The 24,149-nt window shown below is 60.7% G+C and carries 26 protein-coding genes; 12 read left to right on the top strand and 14 right to left on the bottom strand.

The window, feature by feature from the left end; genetic code table 11:
• Window positions 1-159: 159 nt before the first annotated feature.
• Window positions 160-1,455 (top strand): NCS2 family permease, encoded by a 1,296-nt coding sequence (locus ACQY47_RS18625; protein WP_017139323.1) that lies wholly within the window; start codon window positions 160-162, stop codon window positions 1,453-1,455.
• Window positions 1,452-2,531, top strand: coding sequence for a tRNA (uridine(54)-C5)-methyltransferase TrmA (trmA, locus tag ACQY47_RS18620; protein ID WP_428550877.1), 1,080 nt, complete (start codon window positions 1,452-1,454; stop codon window positions 2,529-2,531). Before ACQY47_RS18625 ends, trmA begins: the two co-directional genes overlap by 4 nt.
• Window positions 2,532-2,630: 99 nt before the next feature.
• Here trmA and ACQY47_RS18615 read toward each other — a convergent pair whose 3' ends face one another.
• Together ACQY47_RS18615 and ACQY47_RS18610 are read right to left on the bottom strand one after the other, a co-directional pair.
• Window positions 2,631-3,095 carry a DUF2442 domain-containing protein gene (locus ACQY47_RS18615; RefSeq protein WP_428550874.1) on the bottom strand — a complete coding sequence of 155 codons (465 nt, stop codon included), beginning with the start codon at window positions 3,093-3,095 and terminating at the stop codon, window positions 2,631-2,633.
• On the bottom strand, window positions 3,092-3,520 hold the full coding sequence (locus tag ACQY47_RS18610) for a DUF4160 domain-containing protein (RefSeq protein WP_099547610.1): 429 nt from the start codon (window positions 3,518-3,520) through the stop codon (window positions 3,092-3,094). The genes ACQY47_RS18615 and ACQY47_RS18610 overlap by 4 nt, the downstream gene beginning before the upstream one ends.
• Window positions 3,521-3,938: 418 nt before the next feature.
• Between ACQY47_RS18610 and aroQ the strand changes: the two genes are divergently transcribed.
• A complete protein-coding gene (gene aroQ / locus ACQY47_RS18605; protein WP_428550870.1) occupies window positions 3,939-4,388 on the top strand; it encodes a type II 3-dehydroquinate dehydratase in 450 nt (149 codons plus the stop codon).
• Entirely contained in the window at window positions 4,385-5,233 is an 849-nt protein-coding gene (locus ACQY47_RS18600) for a shikimate dehydrogenase (protein ID WP_428550867.1), read from the top strand. Before aroQ ends, ACQY47_RS18600 begins: the two co-directional genes overlap by 4 nt.
• 183 nt (window positions 5,234-5,416) lie before the next feature.
• On the opposite strand, the gene ACQY47_RS18595 is transcribed toward ACQY47_RS18600, so the two are convergent.
• Both ACQY47_RS18595 and quiC read right to left on the bottom strand, forming a co-directional pair.
• Window positions 5,417-6,082 (bottom strand): TetR/AcrR family transcriptional regulator, encoded by a 666-nt coding sequence (locus tag ACQY47_RS18595; RefSeq protein WP_026013861.1) that lies wholly within the window; start codon window positions 6,080-6,082, stop codon window positions 5,417-5,419.
• Between the two features lie 81 nt (window positions 6,083-6,163).
• Window positions 6,164-8,065 (bottom strand): 3-dehydroshikimate dehydratase QuiC, encoded by a 1,902-nt coding sequence (gene quiC, locus ACQY47_RS18590; protein WP_428550864.1) that lies wholly within the window; start codon window positions 8,063-8,065, stop codon window positions 6,164-6,166.
• Between the two features lie 210 nt (window positions 8,066-8,275).
• Between quiC and ACQY47_RS18585 the strand changes: the two genes are divergently transcribed.
• Entirely contained in the window at window positions 8,276-9,610 is a 1,335-nt protein-coding gene (locus ACQY47_RS18585; RefSeq protein WP_056862008.1) for an MFS transporter, read from the top strand.
• 1 nt (window position 9,611) lies between these two features.
• On the opposite strand, the gene ACQY47_RS18580 is transcribed toward ACQY47_RS18585, so the two are convergent.
• Window positions 9,612-10,490, bottom strand: a complete 879-nt coding sequence (locus tag ACQY47_RS18580) for a DMT family transporter (protein WP_017139333.1) — start codon at window positions 10,488-10,490, stop codon at window positions 9,612-9,614.
• A gap of 185 nt (window positions 10,491-10,675) precedes the next feature.
• On the opposite strand from ACQY47_RS18580, the gene ACQY47_RS18575 reads away from it, so the two are divergent.
• From ACQY47_RS18575 to ACQY47_RS18565, 3 genes are all read left to right on the top strand, one after another.
• Entirely contained in the window at window positions 10,676-11,092 is a 417-nt protein-coding gene (locus ACQY47_RS18575; RefSeq protein WP_056862006.1) for a membrane lipoprotein lipid attachment site-containing protein, read from the top strand.
• Between the two features lie 171 nt (window positions 11,093-11,263).
• A complete protein-coding gene (gene ypfJ / locus ACQY47_RS18570) occupies window positions 11,264-12,151 on the top strand; it encodes a KPN_02809 family neutral zinc metallopeptidase (protein ID WP_236369548.1) in 888 nt (295 codons plus the stop codon).
• Window positions 12,152-13,138: an alpha/beta fold hydrolase gene (locus ACQY47_RS18565; protein WP_186617095.1), complete on the top strand. Its 987-nt coding sequence runs from the start codon at window positions 12,152-12,154 to the stop codon at window positions 13,136-13,138.
• Window positions 13,139-13,290: 152 nt separating this feature from the next.
• On the opposite strand, the gene ACQY47_RS18560 is transcribed toward ACQY47_RS18565, so the two are convergent.
• The 3 genes from ACQY47_RS18560 to ACQY47_RS18550 are packed head-to-tail and all read right to left on the bottom strand — an operon-like array spanning window position 13,291 to window position 15,352.
• Complete coding sequence (locus tag ACQY47_RS18560) at window positions 13,291-13,878, bottom strand: HAD family hydrolase (RefSeq protein ID WP_017139337.1); 588 nt, start codon at window positions 13,876-13,878, stop codon at window positions 13,291-13,293.
• Window positions 13,875-14,744: an acyl-CoA thioesterase II gene (gene tesB, locus ACQY47_RS18555; protein ID WP_017139338.1), complete on the bottom strand. Its 870-nt coding sequence runs from the start codon at window positions 14,742-14,744 to the stop codon at window positions 13,875-13,877. The genes ACQY47_RS18560 and tesB overlap by 4 nt, the downstream gene beginning before the upstream one ends.
• A gap of 38 nt (window positions 14,745-14,782) precedes the next feature.
• On the bottom strand, window positions 14,783-15,352 hold the full coding sequence (locus ACQY47_RS18550; protein ID WP_428550856.1) for a GNAT family N-acetyltransferase: 570 nt from the start codon (window positions 15,350-15,352) through the stop codon (window positions 14,783-14,785).
• Between the two features lie 76 nt (window positions 15,353-15,428).
• Between ACQY47_RS18550 and ACQY47_RS18545 the strand changes: the two genes are divergently transcribed.
• Complete coding sequence (locus tag ACQY47_RS18545; RefSeq protein ID WP_428550853.1) at window positions 15,429-16,349, top strand: histone deacetylase family protein; 921 nt, start codon at window positions 15,429-15,431, stop codon at window positions 16,347-16,349.
• Window positions 16,350-16,520: 171 nt separating this feature from the next.
• Window positions 16,521-17,747: a TIGR03862 family flavoprotein gene (locus ACQY47_RS18540; protein ID WP_428550850.1), complete on the top strand. Its 1,227-nt coding sequence runs from the start codon at window positions 16,521-16,523 to the stop codon at window positions 17,745-17,747.
• A gap of 100 nt (window positions 17,748-17,847) precedes the next feature.
• Here the strand turns inward: ACQY47_RS18540 and ACQY47_RS18535 are convergent, their stop codons facing one another.
• Window positions 17,848-19,185, bottom strand: a complete 1,338-nt coding sequence (locus ACQY47_RS18535; protein WP_169987354.1) for a DEAD/DEAH box helicase — start codon at window positions 19,183-19,185, stop codon at window positions 17,848-17,850.
• A 63-nt stretch (window positions 19,186-19,248) separates the two neighbouring features.
• The gene (gene yedA, locus ACQY47_RS18530) at window positions 19,249-20,145 is read right to left on the bottom strand and encodes a drug/metabolite exporter YedA (protein WP_236460096.1); all 897 of its coding nucleotides are present in this window, start codon (window positions 20,143-20,145) and stop codon (window positions 19,249-19,251) included.
• Window positions 20,146-20,305: 160 nt separating this feature from the next.
• On the opposite strand from yedA, the gene ACQY47_RS18525 reads away from it, so the two are divergent.
• A complete protein-coding gene (locus ACQY47_RS18525) occupies window positions 20,306-20,767 on the top strand; it encodes an Lrp/AsnC family transcriptional regulator (RefSeq protein ID WP_099487125.1) in 462 nt (153 codons plus the stop codon).
• Between the two features lie 104 nt (window positions 20,768-20,871).
• Here ACQY47_RS18525 and ACQY47_RS18520 read toward each other — a convergent pair whose 3' ends face one another.
• A complete protein-coding gene (locus ACQY47_RS18520) occupies window positions 20,872-21,120 on the bottom strand; it encodes a hypothetical protein (protein ID WP_056861999.1) in 249 nt (82 codons plus the stop codon).
• A 496-nt stretch (window positions 21,121-21,616) separates the two neighbouring features.
• On the opposite strand from ACQY47_RS18520, the gene ACQY47_RS18515 reads away from it, so the two are divergent.
• Window positions 21,617-21,913: a DUF3077 domain-containing protein gene (locus tag ACQY47_RS18515; protein WP_058420174.1), complete on the top strand. Its 297-nt coding sequence runs from the start codon at window positions 21,617-21,619 to the stop codon at window positions 21,911-21,913.
• Between the two features lie 122 nt (window positions 21,914-22,035).
• Here ACQY47_RS18515 and ACQY47_RS18510 read toward each other — a convergent pair whose 3' ends face one another.
• The 3 genes from ACQY47_RS18510 to ACQY47_RS18500 form a co-directional block, all read right to left on the bottom strand.
• The gene (locus tag ACQY47_RS18510; protein ID WP_099547600.1) at window positions 22,036-22,647 is read right to left on the bottom strand and encodes a 3'-5' exonuclease; all 612 of its coding nucleotides are present in this window, start codon (window positions 22,645-22,647) and stop codon (window positions 22,036-22,038) included.
• A gap of 42 nt (window positions 22,648-22,689) precedes the next feature.
• Entirely contained in the window at window positions 22,690-23,166 is a 477-nt protein-coding gene (locus tag ACQY47_RS18505; RefSeq protein ID WP_017139349.1) for an NYN domain-containing protein, read from the bottom strand.
• Between the two features lie 118 nt (window positions 23,167-23,284).
• The gene (locus tag ACQY47_RS18500; protein WP_169987358.1) at window positions 23,285-24,055 is read right to left on the bottom strand and encodes a DUF2076 domain-containing protein; all 771 of its coding nucleotides are present in this window, start codon (window positions 24,053-24,055) and stop codon (window positions 23,285-23,287) included.
• Window positions 24,056-24,149 lie beyond the last annotated feature (94 nt).

The raw sequence follows: 24,149 nt of genomic DNA, 5'->3' as shown, positions 1-24,149 counted from the left end.
ATTCGAGAATACGCAGCCTATCCGCCACATCGCGTCGGCTGCTGGTATCATGCGCCGCTTTTTCCGATCCTCTCTGAAACCACAGGCGCTTGGCGCAGTTTGTGCTTTGACTTAGAGGTCAACAAATAACGACGCAAAATAGCGTCACAGGGAGCCGGCATGCTGGAAAAGCTGTTTCAACTCAAAGCACACAACACCAACGTGCGCACCGAAATTCTCGCGGGTATCACGACCTTTCTGGCCATGGCCTACATTCTGTTCGTGAACCCGAGCATCCTCGGCGAGACCGGCATGGACAAGGGCGCGGTGTTTGTCGCCACCTGCCTGGCCGCCGCCATCGGTTCGACCGTGATGGGCCTGATCGCCAACTACCCGATCGCGCTGGCACCGGGCATGGGCCTCAACGCCTTCTTCACCTACACCGTGGTCCTGCACATGGGCCACACCTGGCAAGTCGCGTTGGGCGCGGTATTCATTTCGGCGGTGTTGTTCTTCCTGCTGTCGATCTTCCGCATCCGTGAGTGGATCATCAACAGCATCCCGCTGCCGCTGCGCTCGGCGATTGCCGCCGGTATCGGCCTGTTCCTGGCACTGATCGCCCTGCACAACGCCGGCATCGTGGTCAGCAACCCGGCCACCATGGTCGGCCTGGGCGACCTGAAACAACCGGCGCCGATCCTCGCTACCTTGGGTTTCGCGCTGATCGTGGCGCTGGAAGCCCTGGCGGTGCGCGGTGCGGTGCTGATCGGCATCCTGGCGGTGACCATCGTGTCTATCGCGATGGGGTTCACCCCGTTCGGCGGCGTAACCTCGATGCCACCGTCCCTGGCCCCGACCTTCCTGCAACTGGATATCAAAGGTGCGCTGGATATCGGCCTGGTCAGCGTGATCTTCGCCTTCCTGTTCGTTGACCTGTTCGACAACTCCGGCACCCTGATCGGCGTGGCCAAGCGCGCCGGCCTGATGGGCAAGGACGGCCACATGCCGAAAATGGGCCGTGCACTGATCGCCGACAGTACCGCCGCCATGGCCGGTTCGCTGCTGGGTACGTCAACCACCACCAGCTACATCGAGTCGGCTGCGGGTGTGAGTGCCGGGGGCCGTACCGGTTTGACCGCCATCGTGGTCGCCATCCTGTTCCTGCTGGCGCTGTTCTTCTCGCCACTGGCCGCCAGTGTTCCAGCGTTTGCCACCGCGCCGGCGCTGCTGTTCGTGGCCGTGCTGATGACCCAGGGCCTGGCCGAAATCGACTGGGATGACATTACCGTTGCAGCGCCCGTGGTGGTCACCGCCCTGGCGATGCCTTTCACTTACTCCATTGCCAACGGCATCGCCTTCGGTTTCATCGCCTGGACCGCCATCAAGCTGCTTTCGGGCCGCTACCGTGAGCTGAACCCGGCACTGGTGATCCTGTCGATTCTGTTTGTGATCAAGCTGGGCTGGTTCAACGCATGACTTTTGACGCCGCAAGCTACACCGTTCAACTGCAAGACAAGGTCACGCGCCTGCGTGACCTGTTGGCACCGTTCGACGCCCCCGAACCGCAGGTCTTCGATTCGCCGCTGCAGAACTTCCGCCTGCGCGCGGAGTTCCGCCTGTGGCGCGAGGGCGGGGAGCGCCACTACGCAATGTTCTCCCAGGACGACAAGCGCACGCCGATCCTGATCGAAGAGTTCCCCATCGCAAGCCAGCGCATCAACCAGCTGATGCCGCAACTCAAAGCCGCCTGGCAAGCCAGCGCGGCCCTCAGCCACAAGCTGTTCCAGGTGGAGTTCCTGACCACACTGGCCGGCGACGCGATGATTACCCTGTGCTATCACCGCCCGCTGGACGAACATTGGCACACGGCTGCGAACAAGCTGGCGGCGGACTTGAATGTCAGCATCATCGGCCGCTCCAAGGGCAAGCGCGATGTGATCGGCCGCGACTACGTGGTGGAAAAACTCGACGTCGGCGGGCGCACCTTCAGCTACCGTCAACCCGAGGGCGCGTTCACCCAGCCCAACGGCACCGTGAACCAGAAGATGCTCAACTGGGCCTATGAAGCCCTGGGCGATCGCCCGGATGATTTACTGGAGTTGTACTGCGGCAACGGCAACTTCACCCTGCCACTGGCGACCCGCGTGCGTAAGGTACTGGCCACCGAAATCAGCAAGACCTCGGTGAATGCTGCCTTAAGCAACCTCGATGAAAATACAGTGGATAACGTCACGCTGGTGCGCCTGTCTGCCGAAGAGCTCACCGAGGCGCTCAACGAGGTTCGACCGTTTCGCCGTCTGCACGGCATCGACCTGAAGAGCTACGAATTCGGTAGCGTCTTCGTCGACCCACCGCGCGCCGGCATGGACCCGGACACCTGCGAACTGACCCGTCGCTTCGACAACATCCTGTACATCTCCTGCAACCCGGAGACGTTGGCGGCGAACATTGCGCAACTGCATGACACGCACCGGATTACCCAGTGTGCAATGTTTGACCAGTTCCCATGGACGCACCATATGGAATCCGGGGTGTTATTGACCCGGCGGTAAACTGTGGGAGCTGGCTTGCCTGCGATGGCGGTAGGCCTGCCCTGCATCGGTCAACTGATACACCGCTATCGCAGGCAAGCCAGCTCCCACACTGGGTTTTCATGCATCTGTTGAATCACCGTTATCCAACGGCTCCTTGCGTGGCCGACCGCCCTTCTTGCCATTGGCTCGGGCGGCGGCGGTTTTGGCGGCGCTGCTCTTGCGACCGTTGCGCGACGCTACCAGGCTTGTCGCCAGGTCCATCAAGGGCTGGCTGGTGGCGATGAGCCCGGTGATCGAAACGTCCAGATCCTGCGCCTCACAGCACAGCGCCTTGCCGCCAAAGCCGACCTCCAGTTGCTGAAAGTCCTCCAGGGAAAACCCTTCGAACTCCGGCAACCCGGCTACAGGCAACATGACGCGGCTGCCGTCGCTGAAACCGATGGAAATGCACTCTTGTTCATAGCGCACATTGCTGGCATTGGCGTACAGACGTTTGAGCTTGCGCCCACGGGCGATGGCCTTGTCGACATCGGCGTCAGTGAGCGGCTTATAGGGTACGACTTTGGCTTTTACGATTTTCATAAATTAATCCCCACGCAATCTGGCGCTCTGACCAGATTCAAAATTGTTCTTTGCTCTACGACATCGTGCCGGGCGCTTGCGATGACATAGACACCACGTCGAATAACCAACCCTTGAACCAATTCACCAGCGTCCCAATCCCAGGAATGGTTCTCCAGGCAAACCGTTTGCAGTTTCTCCCACCAGATCCGGCGTGCACGCGCCAGGTAGTGCCGCTGCATGATCGCCTCGCGTAATTCCTTCAGGAGCGCAGTAGGCGGCCGCCTGCGATCCGGCTCTACATCCCACAACTCCACATCCCCATCCAGGAAGCTGAAACGAAAACGCGCATCCCATGCCTTGCCCCTGACATGAACGTGGGGCGGGCAGTGTTCATCCCGCAGAAGCACTGAAATCACATATCCCTTGTAAGCACCTACTTTCATCGTAACCCATCCGTTAGGTTATTTTCCGTCAGGTAACAATTTTTCCGTGGCACCCGACAACCGGCTCCATCCTTGCGAAGCTGTTTCACAGATTAGTAACGACGAACAACCCCGCGAATGCGGGGTTGTAACCACTCATGCCGAGGGTTGGGAATACCCTGCCAACGCCCGCAAGTCCTGCTCGCTCAGCAACCCCGCGTAATACTTCAACTGAATCCGCGCCAGCAAATACGCATGCCGTGCGCTCGCCCAGTCCGGCGTCGAGGTTGATTTTCAATTGATATCTAATCTGATGCTGTGCCGGTATGCCTCAGAATAAGCGTTCGATAATCGAACACATCAGCCGCCTTCAATTGACCAAATTAACCATCCAGTACATTTTATCCGCACAACCAATAATAAGTGTGGAGAGACCTTTATGCCGCCCATCGTGCTGGTGCTCAACGGCCCCAACCTCAACCTGCTCGGCACCCGCGAGCCTGCTACCTACGGGCATGAAACCCTGGCCGACATCGCCGCACTGTGCGGTCGCAGCGCGGAAAAACTCGGGCTGAGAATCGAATTCCGCCAGACCAACCACGAAGGCGAATTGCTCGACTGGATCCACGGCGCCCGCGCGCGTTGCGCCGGTATCGTGATCAACCCGGCGGCCTGGACCCACACCTCCGTAGCGATTCGCGACGCACTGGTGGCCAGTGAAGTGCCGGTGATCGAAGTGCATTTATCCAACGTGCATGCGCGCGAGGCGTTCAGGCATCACTCGTTTGTGTCGCCCATTGCCAAGGCGGTGCTCGCAGGCTTCGGCAGCCATGGGTATCACCTGGCGCTGGAACACTTCAGCCACAGCCTCAAAGGATCCGCCCGATGAAACCGCGCATCCTCGCCGGCCTGATCGGCGCCGGCATCCAAGCCTCCCGCACGCCCGCCCTGCATGAACAGGAAGGCGACGCCCAAGGCTTGCGCTACCTGTATCAGTTGATCGATCTGGACGCGCTGCAACTGAACATCAACGCCTTGCCCGACCTGCTGGACGCCGCTGAATTGATGCGTTTTACCGGCTTGAACATTACCTACCCATGCAAGCAGGCAGTGCTGGCGTTGCTCGATGAATTGTCTGACGAGGCGCGAGGCATTGGCGCCGTCAACACCGTGGTGTTCAAGGATGGCAAGCGCATTGGCCACAACACGGATTGCCTGGGGTTTGCCGAAGGTTTCCGGCGCAACTTGCATGACGTCGCGCGAGAACGGGTGGTACAGATGGGCGCCGGCGGTGCGGGCGCAGCTGTGGCCCATGCCTTGTTGGCCGAAGGCGTGCAGCACTTGAGTATTTTTGACGTGGACATGGCCCGCGCCCGCGACCTGGTGGATAACCTTGCGCAGCGTTTTGGTGCCGGTCGTGCCCAGGTCGGCACCCACCTGGAAAACGCTATGGCCGAAGCGAATGGCTTGGTGAACACCACGCCCATGGGCATGGCCAAGCTGCCCGGCACGCCGGTACCGCCTGCGCTGTTGCGAGCCGAATTGTGGGTCGCGGAAATCGTGTATTTCCCGCTGGAAACCGAACTGCTGCGCAACGCCCGCGCCCTGGGTTGCCGCACGCTGGACGGCGGCAATATGGCGGTGTTTCAGGCGGTGAAGGCGTTTGAGTTGTTCAGCGGCCAAACGCCGGATGCGCAGCGAATGCTGGCGCACTTTCAGAATATGAATAGCTGACTGCCGAAACTGAATCAAAAAATGTGGGAGCTGGCTTGTTGTGGCGAGCAAGCTTGCTTGCGCTGGGGTGCGAAGCGCCCCAAAAAAGCCGGAGACTGCTGCGCAGTCAGCGGGAGCAAGCTCCCTCGCCACAACAAGCCAGCTCCCACACTGGTTGCATTCCAGATTGGGAATCGGGTGAATTCAAGCCTGCAAGTACCGCATCACCGACTCACAAATCATCTCCCGATGCCGCTGTTTAATCGCTTCATCGGACAGCTCGATCTGAAAAATCTCACTGAACGTATGGCGGTTGGACACCCGGTAAAAGCTGAATGAGTTGATCAGCAGGTGCACATCCAGAGGCTCCAGCCCTTCGCGAAACACCCCCATCTCGGCACCCCGCCGCAATGTGGCGCCCAGTGCTTCGAGGATGTTGCTGTTCATCGCCTTGATTGAATCCGAGCGCTTCACGTATTCCGCGTTGTGGATATTTTCGATGCTGACGATGCGCACGAAATCCACATTCTGGTCGTGGTGATCAAAGGTGAATTCCACCAGCCGACGGATCGCCTCACGCGGTTCCAGAGCGGTGAGGTTCATGCGCGTTTCGGTGTTGCGGATATCGCCGTAGAGTTTTTCCAGCACCTCGACGTACAACTGCTCCTTGCTGCCGAAGTAGTAATAGATCATGCGTTTGGAGGTGTGGATACGCTCGGCGATCGCATCCACGCGCGCGCCGGACAGGCCCTGCTGAACAAACTCGACGATGGCTTCCTGCAGGATGTTTTCGCGGGTCTTTTCCGGGTTGTTCTTGCGACTCTTGCGCGGTGTGTCTGGCACGGCGGAGAGGTCGGGGGTCAGGGTCATGGTGTGCTCACGGCCATTTTTGTTGTGCAGGCGGCGATTATGGGCCGAGGCGCTTCCCGAAGGAAGCACCTGGCCCGGCCGTTATAAACGCGCCTGACGTGCCGCACCGCTGCGCGATTTGGCCATCGCCGCCAGGCGCACCGCCACGTTGGCCGCGCCATAACCGGCATAGCCGTTTTTGCGCTGGATGATCTCGAAGAAAAACCGCCCTTCAAACGCCTCGGTGTACACATGAAACAACTCACCGCCCTGGGCGTCACGGTCGTACAAGACGTTGTAGTACGCCAGTTCGCTGAGGAACTCATCGTCGAAATCAAACCGTGCGGCCAGGTCGTCGTAGTAGTTGAGCGGGATATCCAGTAACGGCACGCCGGCCGCTTTGGCGCGGCTGACCTCGGCGAAAATATCCGCGCAGTCAAAAGCAATGTGGTGCACGCCCGAACCACGATAGCTCGACAGCGCGTGGGAAATTGCCGTGTTGCGGTTCTCGGAAATATTCAGCGGCAAGCGGATCGAGCTGCAACGGCTGCGCAACGCTCGGCTTTTCACCAAGCCATAAGGGTCGGGCAGCACCACTTCGTCATCGGCTTCGAAATCCAGCAGGCTCTTGTAGAACAGCACCCAACTGTCGAGGCTGTCGGCCGGCAAGGCCATGGCCATATGGTCGATGCGCAGCAGGCCGCCGCTGGACGCCGTTGCCGGTTGCAAGTTGAAGTCGGTGTCGTACAGCGCGCCCTCGGCAGGGTCGACCAGATAAATCAGGCTGCCATCTGGCGCACGCACCGCCGCCAGCTCCAGCTCGTTAGGCCCGACCAGCCCGCGATACGGCTGGCCTTTGTAGGCCACTGCCCGCTCCAGCGCCTTGGCGCTGTCCTTGACCCGAATCGCCGTGGCGCACAACGACGGGCCGTGGGCTTCGAAAAAGTTGTGGGCAAACGAATAGGGTTCACAGTTGAGGATCAGGTTGATATCACCCTGACGCAGCAGGCTCACGCTCTTGGAACGGTGCTGGCCAGCCTTGACGAACCCCAGGCGCTCCAGCCAGTGGGTCAGCTTGGCGCCGAGGCTTTCATCCACGGCAAACTCGAGGAACTCGATGCCGTTGTATTCGCTGGCCGCCGGGGTATCAAACAGAATCTCGACGGGCTGGGCCGGCGCCTCTTGCTTAAGGCGTTCACGGGTTTTCTCTTCCAGGTACAGCAGCGAACGCAAGCCATCCGCCGCATTCGCGCGGGTCGGCGCGGCGCGGAAACCGTCGTTGAAAATCTCCAGGGACAACGGCCCGGTGTAGCCACTTTTGATGATCGGCGCGAGAAAGCCTGCCAGATCAAATTCGCCCTGCCCCGGGAAACAGCGGAAATGCCGGCTCCACTCCAGCACATCCATGGCCAGAACCGGCGCGTCGGCCATTTGCACAAAGAAGATTTTGTCGCCGGGAATGTCGGCAATGCCGCTCGGGTCGCCCTTGAGCGACAAGGTATGGAAGCTGTCGAGCAACACGCCCAGGCTTGGATGATCGACCTGGCGCACCAGGTTCCACACCTGCTGCCAGGTTTTCACATGTTTGCCCCAGGCCAGCGCTTCATAGCCGATACGCAAGCCACGGCGACCGGCGTGCTCGGCCAGCAAGCTGAGGTCATCGAGCAAAATGCGCTCATCGCCCACGCAATCCGCCGAAGCATTGCTGCACACCAGCACCAGGTCGGTGCCCAGCTCCTGCATCAAATCGAACTTGCGTTCGGCACGTTCCAGGTTGCGCGCCAGGCGGTCGCGGCGGCATCCTTCAAAGTCGCGGAACGGCTGGAACAAGGTGATGGCAATGCCCAGGTCGGCGCACATCTGCCTAACTTCCCGCGGGCTGCCGTCGTAATACAACAGGTCGTTCTCGAAGATCTCCACCCCGTCGAACCCGGCAGCGGCGATGGCTTCGAGCTTTTCCGGCAGGGTGCCGCTCAAGGAAACAGTGGCAATGGAACGTTGCATGGGCGACTCCCGGCAGTTTTTATTTGCAGCAAATTATTGGCCCCTAGCCTACACCCAGCAATTAAAATGTACGAACCGGTTAGTTTTTCGTGCGATTACCGAACACTATGCCCTGTTGGCGAATTGACGACTTTTTAACCACTGCGCACCATCGAACCTGCACCAAGACCCAGAACACACCATAAAAATTTCAAAAACGGGTACGACCTCATGCCTTCGCAAAACTCCGCTCTGGCCGCGCGCCCGGGCAACCCGCACGCCGGCATCGGCGACAAGATCCGTGGCGCCATGGCCGTGGGTAAAACGCGCTGGGGCATGCTGGCCCTGGTGTTCTTCGCCACCACCCTGAACTACATCGACCGCGCCGCCCTGGGCGTGATGCAACCGATCCTGGCCAAAGAGATGAGCTGGACGGCGATGGACTACGCCAACATCAACTTCTGGTTCCAGGTCGGTTATGCCATCGGTTTTGTGCTGCAAGGCCGGCTGATTGACCGTGTGGGCGTGAAGCGCGTGTTCTTCTGCGCCGTGCTGCTGTGGAGCCTGGCCACCGGCGCCCACGGCCTGGCCACCTCGGCGGTGGGCTTTATGGTCTGCCGCTTTATCCTCGGCCTGACCGAAGCCGCCAACTACCCGGCGTGCGTCAAGACCACGCGTTTGTGGTTCCCGGCCGGTGAGCGCGCAGTGGCCACCGGCATCTTCAACGCCGGCACCAACGTCGGCGCGATGATGACCCCAATGCTGCTGCCGCTGATCCTGCACGTGTGGGGCTGGCAGGCGGCGTTCCTGTGCATGTCGGCACTCGGCGCGATCTGGCTGGTGTTCTGGGGGTTGAAGTACTACAACCCGGAAGACCACCCGACCGCCAAACAATCCGAATTGGACTACGTGCAACAGGAAGCCGAACCGGAGCAGCCAAGCGTTCCGTTCAGCCGCATCCTGCGCATGCGTGGCACCTGGGCCTTCGCCCTCGCCTACGCAATGACCGCGCCGGTGTTCTGGTTTTACCTGTATTGGCTGCCGCCGTTCCTGAACCAGCAATACAACCTGGGCATCAACGTGACCCAGATGGGCATCCCGCTGATCATCATTTACCTCACCGCCGACTTCGGCAGTGTGGGTGGCGGGATCCTGTCGTCATTCCTGATCGGCCGCGGGATGAATGCGATCAAGGCGCGGCTGTTGTCGATGCTGCTGTTTGCCTGCTGCATCGTTGGCGTGATCATGGCTGCCGGTTCCAGCCAGCTGTGGGTTGCAGTGTTCGCCATTTCCCTGGCGATCGGCGCGCATCAGGCCTGGACTGCCAATATCTGGAGCCTGGTGATGGACTACACGCCCAAGCACATGATGAGCACGGTGTTCGGTTTCGGCGGCATGTGCGCGGCCATCGGCGGCATGTTCATGACCCAGATCGTCGGGCACATCCTTACCGTGACCAACAACAACTACACCGTGTTGTTCACCCTGATCCCGGCGATGTATTTCATTGCGCTGACCTGGATGTACTTCATGGCGCCGCGCAAGATTCCCACAGTCGACGTGTAACTCACCGCCGCCGCTGCTGCCAGGCAGCGGCCAGCCCGCTCATGCAGATCACCCCGATGCCGACCACCGTGGTCACGTCGGGGGTATGGCTGAACACCAACCAACCCAACAATCCCGCAAACACGATCTGGCAATAGCCAAACGGTGCCAGCAAGGCTGGCGCCGCGAAGCGGAACGCCTGGGTCAGCATCAAGTGCGCGGTCATGCCGCAAGTGCCCAGCGCCAGCATCAAACAGGCATGCCACAGCGTCGGGACCTGCCAGAAGAACGGCACCAGCGCGCTCATCACCAAGGTATTGCACAGCCCGGCGAAGAAGTTGCTGGTGGTCGGTGTGTCGTATTGGCTGAGGATGCGCGTGAGCAATTGGTAGAAACAGAAGAACATCGCCGAACACAGCGGCAGCAACACCGCAGGCGTGAACAACTCGCCACCGGGGTGGATGATGATCAGCACACCGACAAACCCGCAGATCACCGCCAGCCATTGGCCACGCGTGACGTGCTCGCCGAGCAAGGGCACCGACAGCGCCGTCACCAGGATCGGCGCCAGGAAGTTCACCGCCGTGGCTTCCGCCAACGGGATGTAATGCAGCGCCGCGGTAAAAAACAGACTCGTGCCCAGCAGGCACAACGCCCTCACCACCTGCATGCCCGGCCGCTTGCTGCGCAGCACCCGCAAGCCGGATTGCGGCAGGAATATCCCGGCCATCAGCAAGGTGTGCACCAGGTAACGCGCCCACACCACCATCACAATCGGGTAGAACCCGGCCAGGTATTTGGACAAGGCGTCGTGGCTGGAGAACAGAAACGTCGCCAGCACAATCAGCAGGATGCCTTTGAAAGGATGGTTGACGCCGGAAAGCGGTGTGCTGACAGTCATTGAATTCTCTTGCATGGCGGGCTGAACGCATTTGCACTTAACCCGGTAATCTAGCAGCCGGGCTTGCGTCTGCCCCAAGAGCATAACCAAACACCGTGCGAACAGCGCACTAAATCACGGGTTTCGAGTCCAACGCTGCACGTTCACCGTCGTGTTGCACATTTTTCAACCAAGGCCATGTCGCTATGAAAAAAACACTCTTTGTTCTTTCTGCCCTTGCCCTGCTCACCGCGTGCAACAAGGAACCCAAGGAAGCCCCAAAACCCGCCCCCGCTTCCGTGCAAGCCACGCTGGTGCCGGCAACCCCACCGACCGATAAATGGGTCGGCAAATGGATCGGCGTCGAAGGCCTGAACCTGACCATCGCCAAGGACGACAGCATCGGCCGTGGCCACTACCTGCTCACCATGAAATACGGCCTTGATGCCGACGACTCCGGCACCTTCAAAGGCGAAGCCAATGAAGACGGCATCAGTTTCACCCGCCCGGACGGCCCGCAACAGTTGAGCGCCGGCGACGGTGAAGCCACGGGCCTTAAATGGCTGGCAGATAAAAAAGACTGCCTGATCGTCGACACCGGCGAAGGCTACTGCCGCGACTGAGGCGGCAAACCTGACATAACTTTCATCTGGCGCCCCTGCCGACACGGCCTGACAGCAGCGATACTAGGCAGCTCTCGTTGCTTGTCAGACAGCCGGGCTGGCGCCATGCCCCTGCACCAACAACACTGCTCTTAAAATAAAGAGCGCAGGTTTAACGAGAGGACTGCACCCATGCTATGGAAAAAAGGCCGACGCAGCGACAACGTGGTGGACGCCCGCGATGACAGCGGCGGCGGCGGTGGCGGCATGCGCTTTGGCGGCGGCAAAGGCCTGAGCCTCACGGCGATTGTGCTGATCGTCGGCATCGGCTGGCTGACCGGCCAGGACCCGATGCAGATCCTCGGCCAGCTAAGCGGCCAAATGGAGCAAGCGCCCCCGGCGAGTACGCAGGCGCGCCAGGCGCCGCCGGCCAATGATCAACAGGCCGATTTCGTGCGCGCCGTGCTGGGCGACACGGAAGACACCTGGGGCCAGGTGTTCAAGGAAAACGGGTTGGCCTACAAGAACCCGAAACTGATTCTGTTCCGTGGCCGGGTCAACTCCGCCTGCGGTGGCGCCACCTCGGCCAGCGGCCCGTTCTACTGCCCGGCCGACCAGCAAGTGTATCTGGACCTGGATTTCTTCCGGGAGATGTCGCAACGCTTCAAGGCTTCGGGCGAGTTCGCCCAGGCGTATGTGATCGCCCACGAAGTCGGGCACCACGTGCAAACGCTGCTGGGCATCTCGGCCAAGATCCAGGCCGCACGCCAGCAAGGCCGGCAGATGGAAGGTGACGGCGGTTTACTGGTACGCCAGGAACTGCAAGCCGACTGTTTCGCCGGCGTGTGGGCCAACCGCGCGCAAAAACGCCTGAACTGGCTGGAGCCCGGCGATATTGAAGCCGCACTGAATGCGGCCAACGCCATCGGCGATGACCGTTTGCAGCAACAGGGTCAAGGGCGCGTAGTGCCGGACTCGTTTACCCACGGCACCTCGGCACAGCGGGTTCGCTGGTTCAAGACCGGCTTCGCAGAGGGCCAGATCTCTCAATGCGACACCTTTACAGCCAAGAGTCTTTAAATGAATAAACGATTGGGATTGCTGCTTAGCGCATTAGCGATGTGTTCCACCACCACCTGGGCCGCCGAGAAAGAACATGGCGTCAAGGTGGTCAGCCCCGATCGTTTCCAACTGGAAGCCGGCGCCTTGAGCCTGGGCTTGAGCCAGGACTGGCGCCAGCCGCTGCCCAACGTCACTCGCGCATTGATCATCGTGCACGGTCGCCTGCGCAATGCGCAGACCTACCTGCAAAGCGGCGAAGATGCCGCCCAACACGCAGGCCTTGCCGCCAATACCCTGGTGATCGCGCCGCAGTTTTTGAATGAGTTGGATACCCAGCGCAACCACCTCGACAATCAGGTGCTGCGCTGGAACCACAACGACTGGATGGCCGGCGACCCGTCGACCGGCCCAGGCCAGGTCAGCTCCTACGGCGCCCTCGACCAGATCATCAAACACCTGGGCAACCGCAAGCTGTTCCCGGCCTTGAAAGAAATCGTGGTCGCCGGCCATTCCGGCGGCGGCCAGGTGGTGCAGCGCTTCGCCCTCACCGGCCACGACCACCCGATGCTGCAAACCGAAGGCATCAGCCTGCGTTACGTGGTGGCTAACCCGTCGTCCTACGCCTACTTCAGCCCGCAACGCCCGGTGAAGTTTGATGTGGCCAGTTGCCCAGGCTTCAACGACTGGAAGTACGGCATGCAGAACCTGCCGGATTACGCCAAAGGCCAGAGCGCGCAGCAGTTGGAGCAGGTTTACGTGTCACGCAACATCACCTACCTGCTGGGCCAGCAAGACACCGACCCCAACCACCCGGCGCTGGATAAAAGCTGCGAAGCCGAAACCCAGGGCGCGTATCGCCTGATTCGCGGGCACAACTATTTCGACTACCTCAAGCAGCGCCATCCGCAACTGACGCAGAAGCTGGTGGAAGTGCCAGGGGTTGGGCACGACGGCGATAAGATGTTTACGTCGCCTGAGGGTGAGCAGGTGCTGTTCGGGAAATAGGATCAAAAATGTGGGAGCTGGCTTGTGTGGGAGCTGGCTTGCCTGCGATGCAGACACCTCGGTCTAACAGGCATAGCGAGGTGATGCTATCGCAGGCAAGCCAGCTCCCACAAAAGCTCAACTGCCACACAAGCCCGACCAAGGTGCCTGGGTTAGAGCATTCGGCGCAACGCCGCGCAATCCTCAGCATGCCAATCCGCCAGTTCCGGCCACGGGTTCTCGGGCAGATTAACCAATACCGTCCTGGTCCCCGCCGCCCGGCCACAAACCAGGTCAAAGCGGTAATCCCCAACCATCACCATCGCGCTCGGCGCTACCTTCCAGGCAGTCGCCAGTTTCAGCAACCCACCCGGATCCGGCTTGGGCGGCGCATCATCACGCCCCAGCACATCCTCGACGGCAAAGCAGTCCGCCAGGCCAATCGCTTCAAGGGTGATATGCGCCAACTCGCGCGCATTGCGCGTCAGGATGCCCAGGCGATAACCCCGCCCGGCCAGCTCGCGCACCAGCTGCACCGCGCCAACAGCAGCAACCGACCCCACAGCCAGCTCGCGCTCGTGCTCAAGCAACCAGGCATGCTTGGCCGCCGCCACATCCGCAGGCAATGCTGCCAGGTGCGTGAGAATGTCGTCTTCAGGTGGGATATCGAGCGCTACGCGAATCGCCACAAAATCATGCACGGCCACCGTGAGGGTGCCGTCCATGTCAAACACCCAATGCTTAACGTCCGATAGGCTCATGCCCAATCCTTGCGATGGCGAATCAAGCCTTCCTGGGTCACCGAAGCCACCAGTTGCCCGGCGCGGTTGTACACGCTGCCACGGGAGAAACCCCGTGAGTTACCGGCCCACGGGCTGTCCATCGCATACAAAAGCCAGTCATCGGCGCGCAGGTCGGCGTGGAACCACAGCGCATGGTCAAGGCTGGCGACCTGCATGTCTTTCTGCCAAACCGTCTTGCCGTGGGGCAGCAGCGAGGTCGTCAGCAAGCCGAAATCCGAGGCATAGGCCAGCAGGTATTTATGCAGCGCCGGCGAATCGGCCAATGCGCCGTCAGCACGAAACCACACGTACTTGACCGGGTCGGACGGCTGCGGGTTGAACGGGTCTTTTTCGGTCACCGGGCGCACTTCGATCGGTTTGGGGCACAGCAGCTTGTCGCGCATGTGTTCGGGGATCAGGTGCGCGCGTTGCTTGGTCAGTTCCAGCTCCGACGGCAGGTTTTCCGGGCCGACGACCACGGGCATGGTGGTCTGGTGCTCGAAGCCTTCTTCGTCATACTGGAACGAGGTGGTGCAGGTGAAAATCGGGTTGCCCTTCTGGATCGCCGTGACGCGGCGCGTGCTGAAACTGCCGCCATCGCGCACGCGGTCCACCGAATACACCACTGGCAGTGCAGCATCGCCAGGGCGCAGGAAATAGCCATGCAGGGAATGCACGTGCCGCGCTTCTTCTACGGTCTGGCTGGCGGCCGACAGCGACTGGCCCAGCACTTGGCCGCCGAACAGTTGGCGAAAGCCCAGGTCCTGGCTGCGGCCGCGAAAGAGGTTTTCCTCGATCGGTTCCAGCGTCAGCAAGTCCACCAGATCTTCCAATACTTGGCTCATAGAGCAACTCCTACAATCAATAGGGCATTCCGGGCTGCTTATCCGTGCAGCGTGTCCAACCATTGGGCGCGGGTGATGCGGTACAACACATGATGGCGCAGCGGGTCATCGGCTGCGACCTTGGGGTGTTCAAAATCTGCCTGCGGATCGTAATGCATACCGATGGCCTGCATGACTTTTTGTGATGGCAGATTGGATTGGGTGGTGAAGGCGAGGATTTCGTCCAGCTGCAGCCGGTCGAAACCACAGCGCAGCGCGGTCCACGCCGCTTCACTGGCATAACCCAGGCCCCAATGCTCGTGGGCCAGGCGCCAGCCAATTTCTACCGCTGGGGTAAAGTTGGCCTCGAAGTTGACGTTTAGCAGCCCGGTCAGGCCGATAAATTCGCCGGTATCCTTACGCTGCAAGGCCCAAAGGCCAAAGCCATATTCGGCAAAATGCCCGCGAATACGGCCGATCAGCGCGGCGCTTTCCAGGTGGCTCAGCTTGGCCGGGAAATAGCGCATTACCTGCGGGTCGGCGCACATGCGTGCAAATTCCGTCAGGTCGCTGTCACGCCATTGGCGCAGCACCAGCCGTGCGCTTTCCAATTCCAGTATCGGCTCCATGGGTCCCCCTCCCTTGCCATGTGCGTGAGTGTACAGCGCTGGTAAGATCCGTCGCAGGTTCCCGTCAGAAAATCCCATGCCTTTGCCATTGATCTACCACGATGACTACAGCCCTGAGTTCCCGGCGGACCACCGGTTCCCCATGGACAAGTTCCGCCTGTTGCGTGACCACCTGGTGAGCAGCGGCCTGACCCAGGACAGCCACTTGCTGCGACCCGAGGTCTGCCCCGCCGAGATTCTGGCCCTGGCCCATGAACCTGGGTATATCGAGCGCTACATGAGCGGCGAGTTATCGCGCGAAGACCAGCGACGCCTCGGCCTGCCCTGGAACGAAGCGCTGGCGCGGCGCACCGTGCGTGCAGTTGGCGGCTCAATTCTCGCAGCAGAAAAAGCCCTGGAACACGGCCTGGCCTGCCACCTGGCGGGCGGCACGCACCACGCCCATTACGACTATCCGGCGGGCTTTTGCATCTTCAATGACCTGGCGGTGATCAGCCATTACCTGCTGGCCAGCGGGCGGGTCAACCGCGTGCTGATCTTCGACTGCGACGTGCATCAGGGCGACGGCACTGCGCGCATCCTCCATGACACACCGGACGCCATCACCGTGTCGCTGCACTGCGAAAAGAACTTCCCGGCGCGCAAGGCCCAGAGCGACTGGGACATCCCGCTGCCCATGGGCATGGGCGATGCCGACTACCTCAAGGTGGTCGACGACGCGCTCAACTACCTGTTGCCGCTGTACCAGCCCGACCTGGTGCTGTACGACGCCGGGGTGGATGTGCACAAGGACGACGCCCTCGGTTACCTCAAACTGACAGACGCAGGCGTGGCCGCCCGCGATGAAAGCGTGATGCGCCACTGCCTGCGCCGCGACATTCCAGTGATGGGCGTGATCGGCGGCGGCTACAGCAAAGACCGCCCTGCCCTGGCCCGCCGCCACGGCATCCTGCACCACAGCGCACAACGGGTGTGGGCGTCATCAGGTTGTCATTGAGTTGTGGGCGTTACCCACAATGCCTGTGGAACGGCCTGTGGATAACTTGAGCGTAAGGGTCTGAAAGCCAGCAGCCGTATGGCGTGTAGGAAAGTGTACGTTTTTTGATCAGGCAGCTACGCCGTCGTCGGGTAGAATGCTCGGCCTATTCAAGCGACCGTAGCCCTGCCCATGCCCCAGACCCCTTCCCAACACGTCACTATTATCGGCGGCGGCCCTGCCGGGTTGATGGCCGCGGAAGTCTTGAGCCAGGCGGGCGTGCGGGTAGACGTGTACGACGGCATGCCTTCAGTGGGGCGCAAGTTCCTGCTGGCCGGCGTGGGCGGCATGAACATCACCCACTCCGAGGCGTACCCGGCGTTCCTGTCGCGTTACGCCGAACGCGCGCCGCAGATGGCGCCGTTGTTGCGCGCGTTTGGCGCAGAGGCTTTGTGCGAGTGGATTCATGGCCTGGGCATCGAGACCTTTGTCGGCACCTCCGGCCGTGTATTCCCCACCGACATGAAAGCCGCCCCACTGCTGCGCGCCTGGCTCAAGCGCCTGCGCGACCAGGGCGTGGTTATCCACACCCGGCATCGCTGGCTGGGCTGGACCGACGACGGCGGTTTACTTATCCACAGCCCGGACGGCGATAAAACTGTCCACAGCGATGCGGTGTTGCTGGCCTTGGGCGGCGGCAGCTGGTCGCGTTTGGGCTCCGACGGTGCCTGGCTCAAGTTGCTGGAAGATAAAGGCGTGCCCTACGCCGCGCTGCAACCGAGCAATTGCGGCTTCGAAGTGTCGGGCTGGAGCGAGTTGATGGTCAGCAAATTCGCGGGCGCGCCGCTGAAGAACGTCGCCATCGGCCTTGGGGAGGACAAGCCTCGATTGGGCGAATGCGTCGTCACCGCCATGGGCATCGAGGGCAGTTTGATCTACGCGCTGTCGGCGCCGATTCGCGAAGCGATCAACCGTGACGGCTCAGCCACTGTGCATATTGACCTGTTGCCGAGCAAGCCGCTGGACAAGGTGCAAGCCGCCTTGGCCAAGCCGCGTGGCTCGCGGTCGATGAGCAAGCATTTGCACAGTCAGTTGGGGCTTGATGGCGTGAAGGCGGCGCTGTTGCGTGAACTGGCGCCAGCTGAGCACTTCCATGATCCGGCGCAATTGGCGGTGGATATCAAGGCGTTGCCACTGACACTGGTAAAGACACGGCCGATGGATGAGGCGATCAGCACGGCGGGCGGCGTGCCGTTTGAAGCGCTGGATGAGCGGCTGATGCTCAAGCAATTGCCAGGCGTGTTCTGTGCGGGGGAGATGCTGGATTGGGAAGCGCCGACCGGCGGGTATTTGCTGACGGGGTGTTTTGCCAGTGGGCGAGCGGCTGGGCGTGGTGTGCTGGAGTGGCTTAAGCGCTGAGTTCAAGTCCGCTATCGCAGGCAAGCCAGCTCCCACATTTTGAGCGGTGAACACCGTCAAATGTGGGAGCTGGCTTGCCTGCGATGAGGCCCTGGCAGGCTTACTTCTTCTTACGCGGCCCCGTATTAAACACCGGCACCTTACGCACCGGCTTGATCGAAGGCTCAGCCGGCGCCACATCACCACTGTCCACCCACTTACCCAAATTGCGCTTGCCGCCACCGCCGCCCGAAGTCTTAGGCTTCTTCGGCTTTTTCGGCTTCTTCACCACCTGCCCGCTGGCATCGGTGTCCGGCACACGGTGCTCCGGTTCGAAATCCGGCTCCATCTTGCGGGTCAGGGTCTGACGCGTGAGCATCTCGATGGCCGACAGCATGTTCACTTCATCGGCACACACCAGCGAAATCGCCTCACCGGTGTTGCCCGCCCGGCCGGTACGGCCGATACGATGGATGTAGTCTTCAGCCACGATCGGCAGGTCAAAGTTGACCACCAGCGGCAGGTCTTCAATGTCCAGGCCACGGGCTGCCACGTCGGTGGCTACCAGAATTTGCACATCGCTGGACTTGAACCGGTCCAGCGCGCGTTGGCGGGTGGCTTGGGGTTTGTCGCCATGGATGCCGTCGGCATTGATGCCCAGGCCCTGCAACTTGTCCACCAGCGCATCCACGCCGTTACGAGTCTTGGCAAACACCAGCACCTGCTTCCAGCGGCCTTTGCGCATCAGGTGCACAAACAGCTCCGGCTTGCGCTTCTTGTCCACCGGCACCACCCACTGCTTCACGGTGCTGGCGGCGACGTTGCGCGGGCTCACTTCAATGCTCAGCGGGTCATTGAGCATCTGCCCGGCCAGCAGGCGGATCTCATCGGAGAAGGTCGCGGAGAACAGCAACGTCTGGCGCTTTTTCGGCAGCATGCGATAAATGTTCGCCAGTTCTTCGGAGAAGCCCAGGTCGAGCATGCGATCGGCTTCGTCCAGCACCAGGGTTTGCAGCTGGTTGAGCTTCAGCGCGTTCTGGCGGAACAGGTCGATCAGGCGACCAGGCGTGGCCACCAGGATGTCGACGCCCTTGCGCAGTTTCATCATCTGCGGGTTGATGCTCACGCCGCCGTACACCGCGTAAGTGGTCAGCGGCAGGTGCTGCGCGTACTCGGCGACGCTGGCGTGAACCTGCTCGGCCAGCTCGCGGGTCGGGCACAGGATCAGCGCACGCGCCGAGTTGGCGGCGACTTTCGGCCCTTCCATGGTCAGCAATTGCAGGAGCGGCAGGGCGAAACCCGCGGTTTTGCCGGTGCCGGTCTGGGCCGCGGCCATCAGGTCGCGACCGGCCAACACCGCCGGAATGGCTTGCGCCTGCACCGGCGTCGGGGTCTGGTAGCCAAGCGTCTCAAGGGCGCGCAGCAAGGGTTCGATCAGGCCAAGTGTGGCGAAAGTCATGTGTTTACCGTAGGGAAAGTTCAGCGCCATAAGCGGGTAAAAAAAGCCGTAATGCGCCGCAGTTTACCTTATTTCCGGCTTGGGCTTGCGCCACTGGGGCAGGCTGATCAATAGCACCGCGCTGATGATCACCAGCATCGCCAGGGCTTCTTCCATGCCGATGGTCTCACCGACGAACACAATGCCCAACAACACCGCGACTGCCGGGTTCACATAGGCATAGCTGGTCGCCGCCGCCGGGCGCACGTGCTTGAGCAGGTACATATAGGCATTGAAGGCGATGATCGAGCCGAACACGGCCAAGTACGCCAACGCCAGCCAGCCTTCAATCGGCGGCACAGCCTGCAGCCGTTCGCCGCAGAGCGCACTGCCCACCAACAGCAAGGCACCGGCGACGATCATTTCCGCCGCACTGGCCATCGCGCCGGCAGGTAACGGCAAGTGCCTGCTCCACACCGAGCCAAAAGCCCAGGAGGCAGCGGCGAACAGCAACAACATCGCCCCGGTCGGGCTCGACTGCAGGTTGGAACCCATATTGAGCATGGCAATGCCGATAATCCCCAGCACCACCCCGGCCCATTCCAGGCGGGTATTACGCGCACCCCAGAAATAGCCGCACAGCAACGTGAACAATGGCACCGTCGCCACCGCCAATGCAGCCACACCTGAAGTAACTCCCGTGTGCTCAGCCACCGACACCGCGCCATTGCCGAACGTCAGCAGCAAAATGCCGATCTTGGCCGCAGCCTTCCACTGCACCCACGTCGGCGCAGGTGCCCCGCGCCAGCGCAAAAAGCCATACATCACCAAACCCGCCACCAAAAAGCGAATCCCGCCGAGCATCAGCGGCGGCCAGTATTCAACGCCGATTCGAATCACCAGGTAGGTAGAACCCCAAATCACATACAGCGCAAAAAAAGCGGCGATCAGCGGTAACGGAAAGCGACGTGGGCCAGGCATTGGGCGGCTCTATGGCAGGAGAGGGGAGGCTTATTCTAAAAAGGCAGCACGCTAAACATAAGTTACAAAACCTGTTTAAAGCGCCCATACACTTTTCAAAGCATGGTTGTGAAGGCTATAAACCGTGCTTTCGAAAGCCACGCGTTACTGGAGCCTTATCATGGACAAATACGACCGCATGCTCCTCAGCGCCCTGCTCGAAGACGGCCGCGCGTCCTACGCGCAATTGGCCCGCACAGTTAACCTCTCCGCGCCCGCCGTGGCCGAGCGCGTGGCCAAACTTGAGGCCAGCGGCGTGATCACCGGGTATCAGGCCAAGGTAGACCTATCCAAAATCGGCCTGCCGATCCAATGCACGATCGAACTGCGCTTGACCAACAACGGCAGCCAAAAGGTATACGACGCCCTCGCTGAAATCCCCGAGCTGACAGAGTGCCACCGCGTCACGGGCGACCCATGCGTGATCATGCAGGCGGCGGTGGGTTCGATGCCGGAGTTGGAGAATTTGATTAACCGAGTGGCGAAGTTCGGGTTCAGCAAGACCTCGATTATTTTGTCGAGTGCGATAGAACGGCGGGTGCCGTTGGGGCAGCTGGAGGGGAATGGGAAAAGTGGTGGCTGATACACCGCCATCGCAGGCAAGCCAGCTCCCACATTTGACCGAGTCGCCAGGGCTGGATGCGATCTACTGCGGGAGCTGGCTTGCCTGCGATGGCGTCAGTTGCTTCACCGAAGGCTTGAGCGCTGAACAATCAAATCGACAATCTGCTTAATGGTCGTGATGTGATCCCAGTCTTCCTGAGTCGCTTGCAGGTTGAACTGCCACTTAATCTGCATAACGAAGCAGGTCAGGTCGTCATCAATGATCTTGAAGTCATGGATGAAATCCGTTTGCTCGGTCACCTGGCTTCGGTCGATAAAGCCGATGATATCGACGAACAGCTGAATCACTTTTTCGCTGATCTCGGCGCTCATGAGTTCAAATTTCTCATTGCCAATAATGAGGCGGATCTTAATCGCTGGGTGGAAGTCGCCATTCAATGAAAGGGAAACCAGAAGGGTCTGACAGACCGAAAAGACACAACCTACTTACAGTTCCGAAAAATCGCAAAAGCCCCCTCCAATACCTAGTGTTTTGGTGGCCAGCAGGACCGATCCCTTTCATTTGCGGGACGTTTCCTAGAGAATTCCACGGCCTTGTTTCCGTCGGATCAGGTAGCTAGTCTCGCTCTGTCATCGAATGTTCGGTGGCCGGACGTGCAAGTCCGACGGCAAGTGAGATCCATCAATCAACCTACAGCTAAATGCCAGCTTCCAAGTTGGCGTTCGCCCTTATGGCGGCTGTGCGTGGGAGACCTTAGGGTCTGCTGGGTTTTGCTTTCTTGCCCCGGTCTTGCACACCTACGTACAGTTGCCACCCTCTTCGCGTGCAAGCGGACGGTGCCAACTTCTTCCAGCAAGGAGTCCCACCATGGCCAAAGTCACCCCCGATCCACCTAACTTCCTCAGCGAAGACGCCCTCCTCAACCGCCGAGCCATCGATTACTACCTCAAAGCATCCGCCCCGGACGCGCCCAATTTTGTGCTCAATGACAACCTGAGCTTCGAAGACGCCCTCGCCCATGCGGCCGACTTGCTGCATTGCGCGGTGGAGACGGTGAATGTGTCGGGTGAAACGCTCAGCACCCAGCAGCGGGCGGTGATGCATTTGGTGGGGATGGCCAAAGGTGTTGTGGATCGGGCGTTGGAGTGTGTGCAGCCTCGATGAGCACCGCATAACCCCTGTGGGAGCAGGCTTGCCTGCGATAGCGGTGGGTCAGTCACTGAATACCTGGCTGATATACCGCTATCGCAGGCAAGCCAGCTCCCACATTTTGATCTGCGCTTGAGTTAGAACCCGCGGTGTTTTTTCAGGTGTTCGTTGATCTTCGCCGCCGGCACTTTCTGCAAGGTACACAGCAAATCGTGGGACAGTTCGCGCAAGCCGTGGGTGCCGCGCAGTTCCTGGGCCAGGTGCGCGGTGAGGTTGGCCGCCATCTCCGCATCCGCCATCGCTCGGTGAGCCTTGCCGGTGTGGGGCAGTTGGGCGAGCGCGTTCAGCGTGCCGAGCTTGTGGTTGGGTGCCGACGGCATCAGACGGCGGGCCAATAGCAGCGAGCAGGCGAATTTTTGCAGGCGGGTGCGGCGGATCAGGCCCAGTTCAAAGTCCCAGAACCTCTGGTCGAACGCGGCGTTGTGCGCCAGCAGTGGCGTGGTGCCGACAAATTCATTCACTTCATTCATCACCCGCTCAGCCGGTGGCGCGCTGCGCAGCATGGCGTTGCTGATGCCGGTGAGTTGCTCGATAAAGCCCGGCACGCGTACGCCGGCATTCATCAGGCTCTGGTAGCGGTCCACGATTTGGCCGCGCTCGAGGATAACCACCGCGATTTCCGTGGCCCGGCAGTGGCTGCTCGGGGTGATGCCGGTGGTTTCAAAGTCGATGACCGCTATACGTTCCAAACCTGTTCCAACTCCGTCTAACTATTGATTAAGCCTGAGCGCTTACTTAAGCAGCAGCGCGCCTTCGATGGGCACGTAGCGGCTGGCGGCGCGAATCAGCGAGTTGGCCGTCAGCCCCGGCACGCCGTAGGCCACGGCTTCAACGCCGTGCTTTTGGATGATGCGTTCGAGCAGCATGTCGAAATCACCGTCGCCGGATGCCAGTACCACTTCGTCGACATGGTCGGCGGCGTCCATGATGTCCAGGGTGATACCCACGTCCCAGTCGCCCTTGGCCGAGCCGTCGGCGCGCTGGATGTAGGGTTTGAGTTTTACCGTAAAGCCCAGGTTGCGCAGGATCTGCTGGAATTGCTGCTGCTTGCTGTCGCCACGGTCGATGGCATAGGCATACGCCTCGACGATCTGCCCGCGCGAGCTGATGTCCGCCCACAGCGCCGCATAGTTGAAGTGGCAGCCATACGCCTGGCGCACGGTGTAGTAGAGGTTTTGTACATCGGCGAACACTGCAATTTTTTTCACCGCACTTCCTCATGACAGCCAGGCGCCAAGGCCCGGAAAGGCTGCCAGTATGCCAGCCATGGGAAAGTTTCAGCGAAAAATCAGCCCGGGGCGACGAAGCGCCCCGGTTGAAGGTGGGTCAGACGAAGGAGTCGTCGTCACCGAAGGAGGAGGAATCGTCGGAATAGTCGCTGTCTGCGAAGCTGTCGGATGAGTTGTCATTGCCCCAGCTGTCGTTACCGGCAAACTTCTGGTCGTCATTGCCCCAGTTGCCGTTGTCGCTGGCCGGTGCCGGTTCTTCGCGGATGATTTCTTCCACCACCTGCGGCTGCTGCGAGTTGTGGCTGAACAGGCTGCTGATGCCTTCGGCCAACATCACACCACCGGCCACACCGGCGGCGGTTTTCAACGCGCCACCGAGGAAACCACTGCCGATAGGCGCGGCCGGTGCTTGCTGTGGCTGTTGATAGTTTTGCTGCGGGGCACCGTAGTTCTGTTGCGGTGCAGGCTGGCCGAACGATGGCCGCGCCGGTTCACGCCAGCCGCCGCCGGAAGAAGGCGGTGCGCTCTGTGCAGGCTGCGTGTCACGGGAGGCGCCACCGCCGAAGATACTCGACAGGAAGCCACCACTGCTCGGTGCCGGTTGCGCGGCCTGGGCACGCGCCTGTTGCAGCTCATCCTGCAATTGCTGGATCTGCTGCGCCTGTTGCTTGTTCTGCGCGTCGAGACTCTTGATCGCGTGCTCTTGCACCAGGATCGACTGGGTCATGTAGTACCCGGCGGCCGGTTGGCGAGTCATGTGCTCCTTGATCCGCGCTTCGGCCAGGGCGTCGCGGGGGGCTGAGTCCGTTTCGGCTTGTTGCAACCGTGAAAACAGTCCATCGATCAGGGTTTGCTCTTCGCTGTTCATGGCGACCTCGTTAGATTGCCGGTAGAAATCATGGGCCCGCCTGTGATCAGGTGAGCTACAGCGTAGTTATGGGGGTGTTACCAGACGTTTCAAT

The organism is Pseudomonas edaphica (genome assembly GCF_965277385.1).
Taxonomy (GTDB): Bacteria; Pseudomonadota; Gammaproteobacteria; order Pseudomonadales; family Pseudomonadaceae; genus Aquipseudomonas; species Aquipseudomonas edaphica.
Note: the sequence above shows the minus strand (reverse complement) of the source record. Positions and strands in the feature narration are given on the sequence as shown.

Excerpts from the sequence above, each read along its gene's own strand:
- ypfJ (WP_236369548.1), top strand. The coding sequence starts at position 11,264 with ATGCTATGGAAAAAAGGCCGACGCAGCGACAACGTGGTGGACGCCCGC.
- trmA (WP_428550877.1), top strand. The coding sequence starts at position 1,452 with ATGACTTTTGACGCCGCAAGCTACACCGTTCAACTGCAAGACAAGGTC.
- ACQY47_RS18600 (WP_428550867.1), top strand. The coding sequence starts at position 4,385 with ATGAAACCGCGCATCCTCGCCGGCCTGATCGGCGCCGGCATCCAAGCC.
- ACQY47_RS18580 (WP_017139333.1), bottom strand. The coding sequence starts at position 10,490 with ATGACTGTCAGCACACCGCTTTCCGGCGTCAACCATCCTTTCAAAGGC.
- ACQY47_RS18540 (WP_428550850.1), top strand. The coding sequence starts at position 16,521 with ATGCCCCAGACCCCTTCCCAACACGTCACTATTATCGGCGGCGGCCCT.
- yedA (WP_236460096.1), bottom strand. The coding sequence starts at position 20,145 with ATGCCTGGCCCACGTCGCTTTCCGTTACCGCTGATCGCCGCTTTTTTT.
- ACQY47_RS18575 (WP_056862006.1), top strand. The coding sequence starts at position 10,676 with ATGAAAAAAACACTCTTTGTTCTTTCTGCCCTTGCCCTGCTCACCGCG.
- ACQY47_RS18565 (WP_186617095.1), top strand. The coding sequence starts at position 12,152 with ATGAATAAACGATTGGGATTGCTGCTTAGCGCATTAGCGATGTGTTCC.
- ACQY47_RS18500 (WP_169987358.1), bottom strand. The coding sequence starts at position 24,055 with ATGAACAGCGAAGAGCAAACCCTGATCGATGGACTGTTTTCACGGTTG.
- ACQY47_RS18515 (WP_058420174.1), top strand. The coding sequence starts at position 21,617 with ATGGCCAAAGTCACCCCCGATCCACCTAACTTCCTCAGCGAAGACGCC.
- ACQY47_RS18595 (WP_026013861.1), bottom strand. The coding sequence starts at position 6,082 with ATGACCCTGACCCCCGACCTCTCCGCCGTGCCAGACACACCGCGCAAG.
- ACQY47_RS18520 (WP_056861999.1), bottom strand. The coding sequence starts at position 21,120 with ATGAGCGCCGAGATCAGCGAAAAAGTGATTCAGCTGTTCGTCGATATC.
- ACQY47_RS18610 (WP_099547610.1), bottom strand. The coding sequence starts at position 3,520 with ATGAAAGTAGGTGCTTACAAGGGATATGTGATTTCAGTGCTTCTGCGG.
- ACQY47_RS18550 (WP_428550856.1), bottom strand. The coding sequence starts at position 15,352 with ATGGAGCCGATACTGGAATTGGAAAGCGCACGGCTGGTGCTGCGCCAA.
- quiC (WP_428550864.1), bottom strand. The coding sequence starts at position 8,065 with ATGCAACGTTCCATTGCCACTGTTTCCTTGAGCGGCACCCTGCCGGAA.
- ACQY47_RS18615 (WP_428550874.1), bottom strand. The coding sequence starts at position 3,095 with ATGAAAATCGTAAAAGCCAAAGTCGTACCCTATAAGCCGCTCACTGAC.
- ACQY47_RS18535 (WP_169987354.1), bottom strand. The coding sequence starts at position 19,185 with ATGACTTTCGCCACACTTGGCCTGATCGAACCCTTGCTGCGCGCCCTT.
- ACQY47_RS18560 (WP_017139337.1), bottom strand. The coding sequence starts at position 13,878 with ATGAGCCTATCGGACGTTAAGCATTGGGTGTTTGACATGGACGGCACC.
- ACQY47_RS18585 (WP_056862008.1), top strand. The coding sequence starts at position 8,276 with ATGCCTTCGCAAAACTCCGCTCTGGCCGCGCGCCCGGGCAACCCGCAC.
- tesB (WP_017139338.1), bottom strand. The coding sequence starts at position 14,744 with ATGAGCCAAGTATTGGAAGATCTGGTGGACTTGCTGACGCTGGAACCG.
- ACQY47_RS18525 (WP_099487125.1), top strand. The coding sequence starts at position 20,306 with ATGGACAAATACGACCGCATGCTCCTCAGCGCCCTGCTCGAAGACGGC.
- ACQY47_RS18625 (WP_017139323.1), top strand. The coding sequence starts at position 160 with ATGCTGGAAAAGCTGTTTCAACTCAAAGCACACAACACCAACGTGCGC.
- aroQ (WP_428550870.1), top strand. The coding sequence starts at position 3,939 with ATGCCGCCCATCGTGCTGGTGCTCAACGGCCCCAACCTCAACCTGCTC.
- ACQY47_RS18545 (WP_428550853.1), top strand. The coding sequence starts at position 15,429 with ATGCCTTTGCCATTGATCTACCACGATGACTACAGCCCTGAGTTCCCG.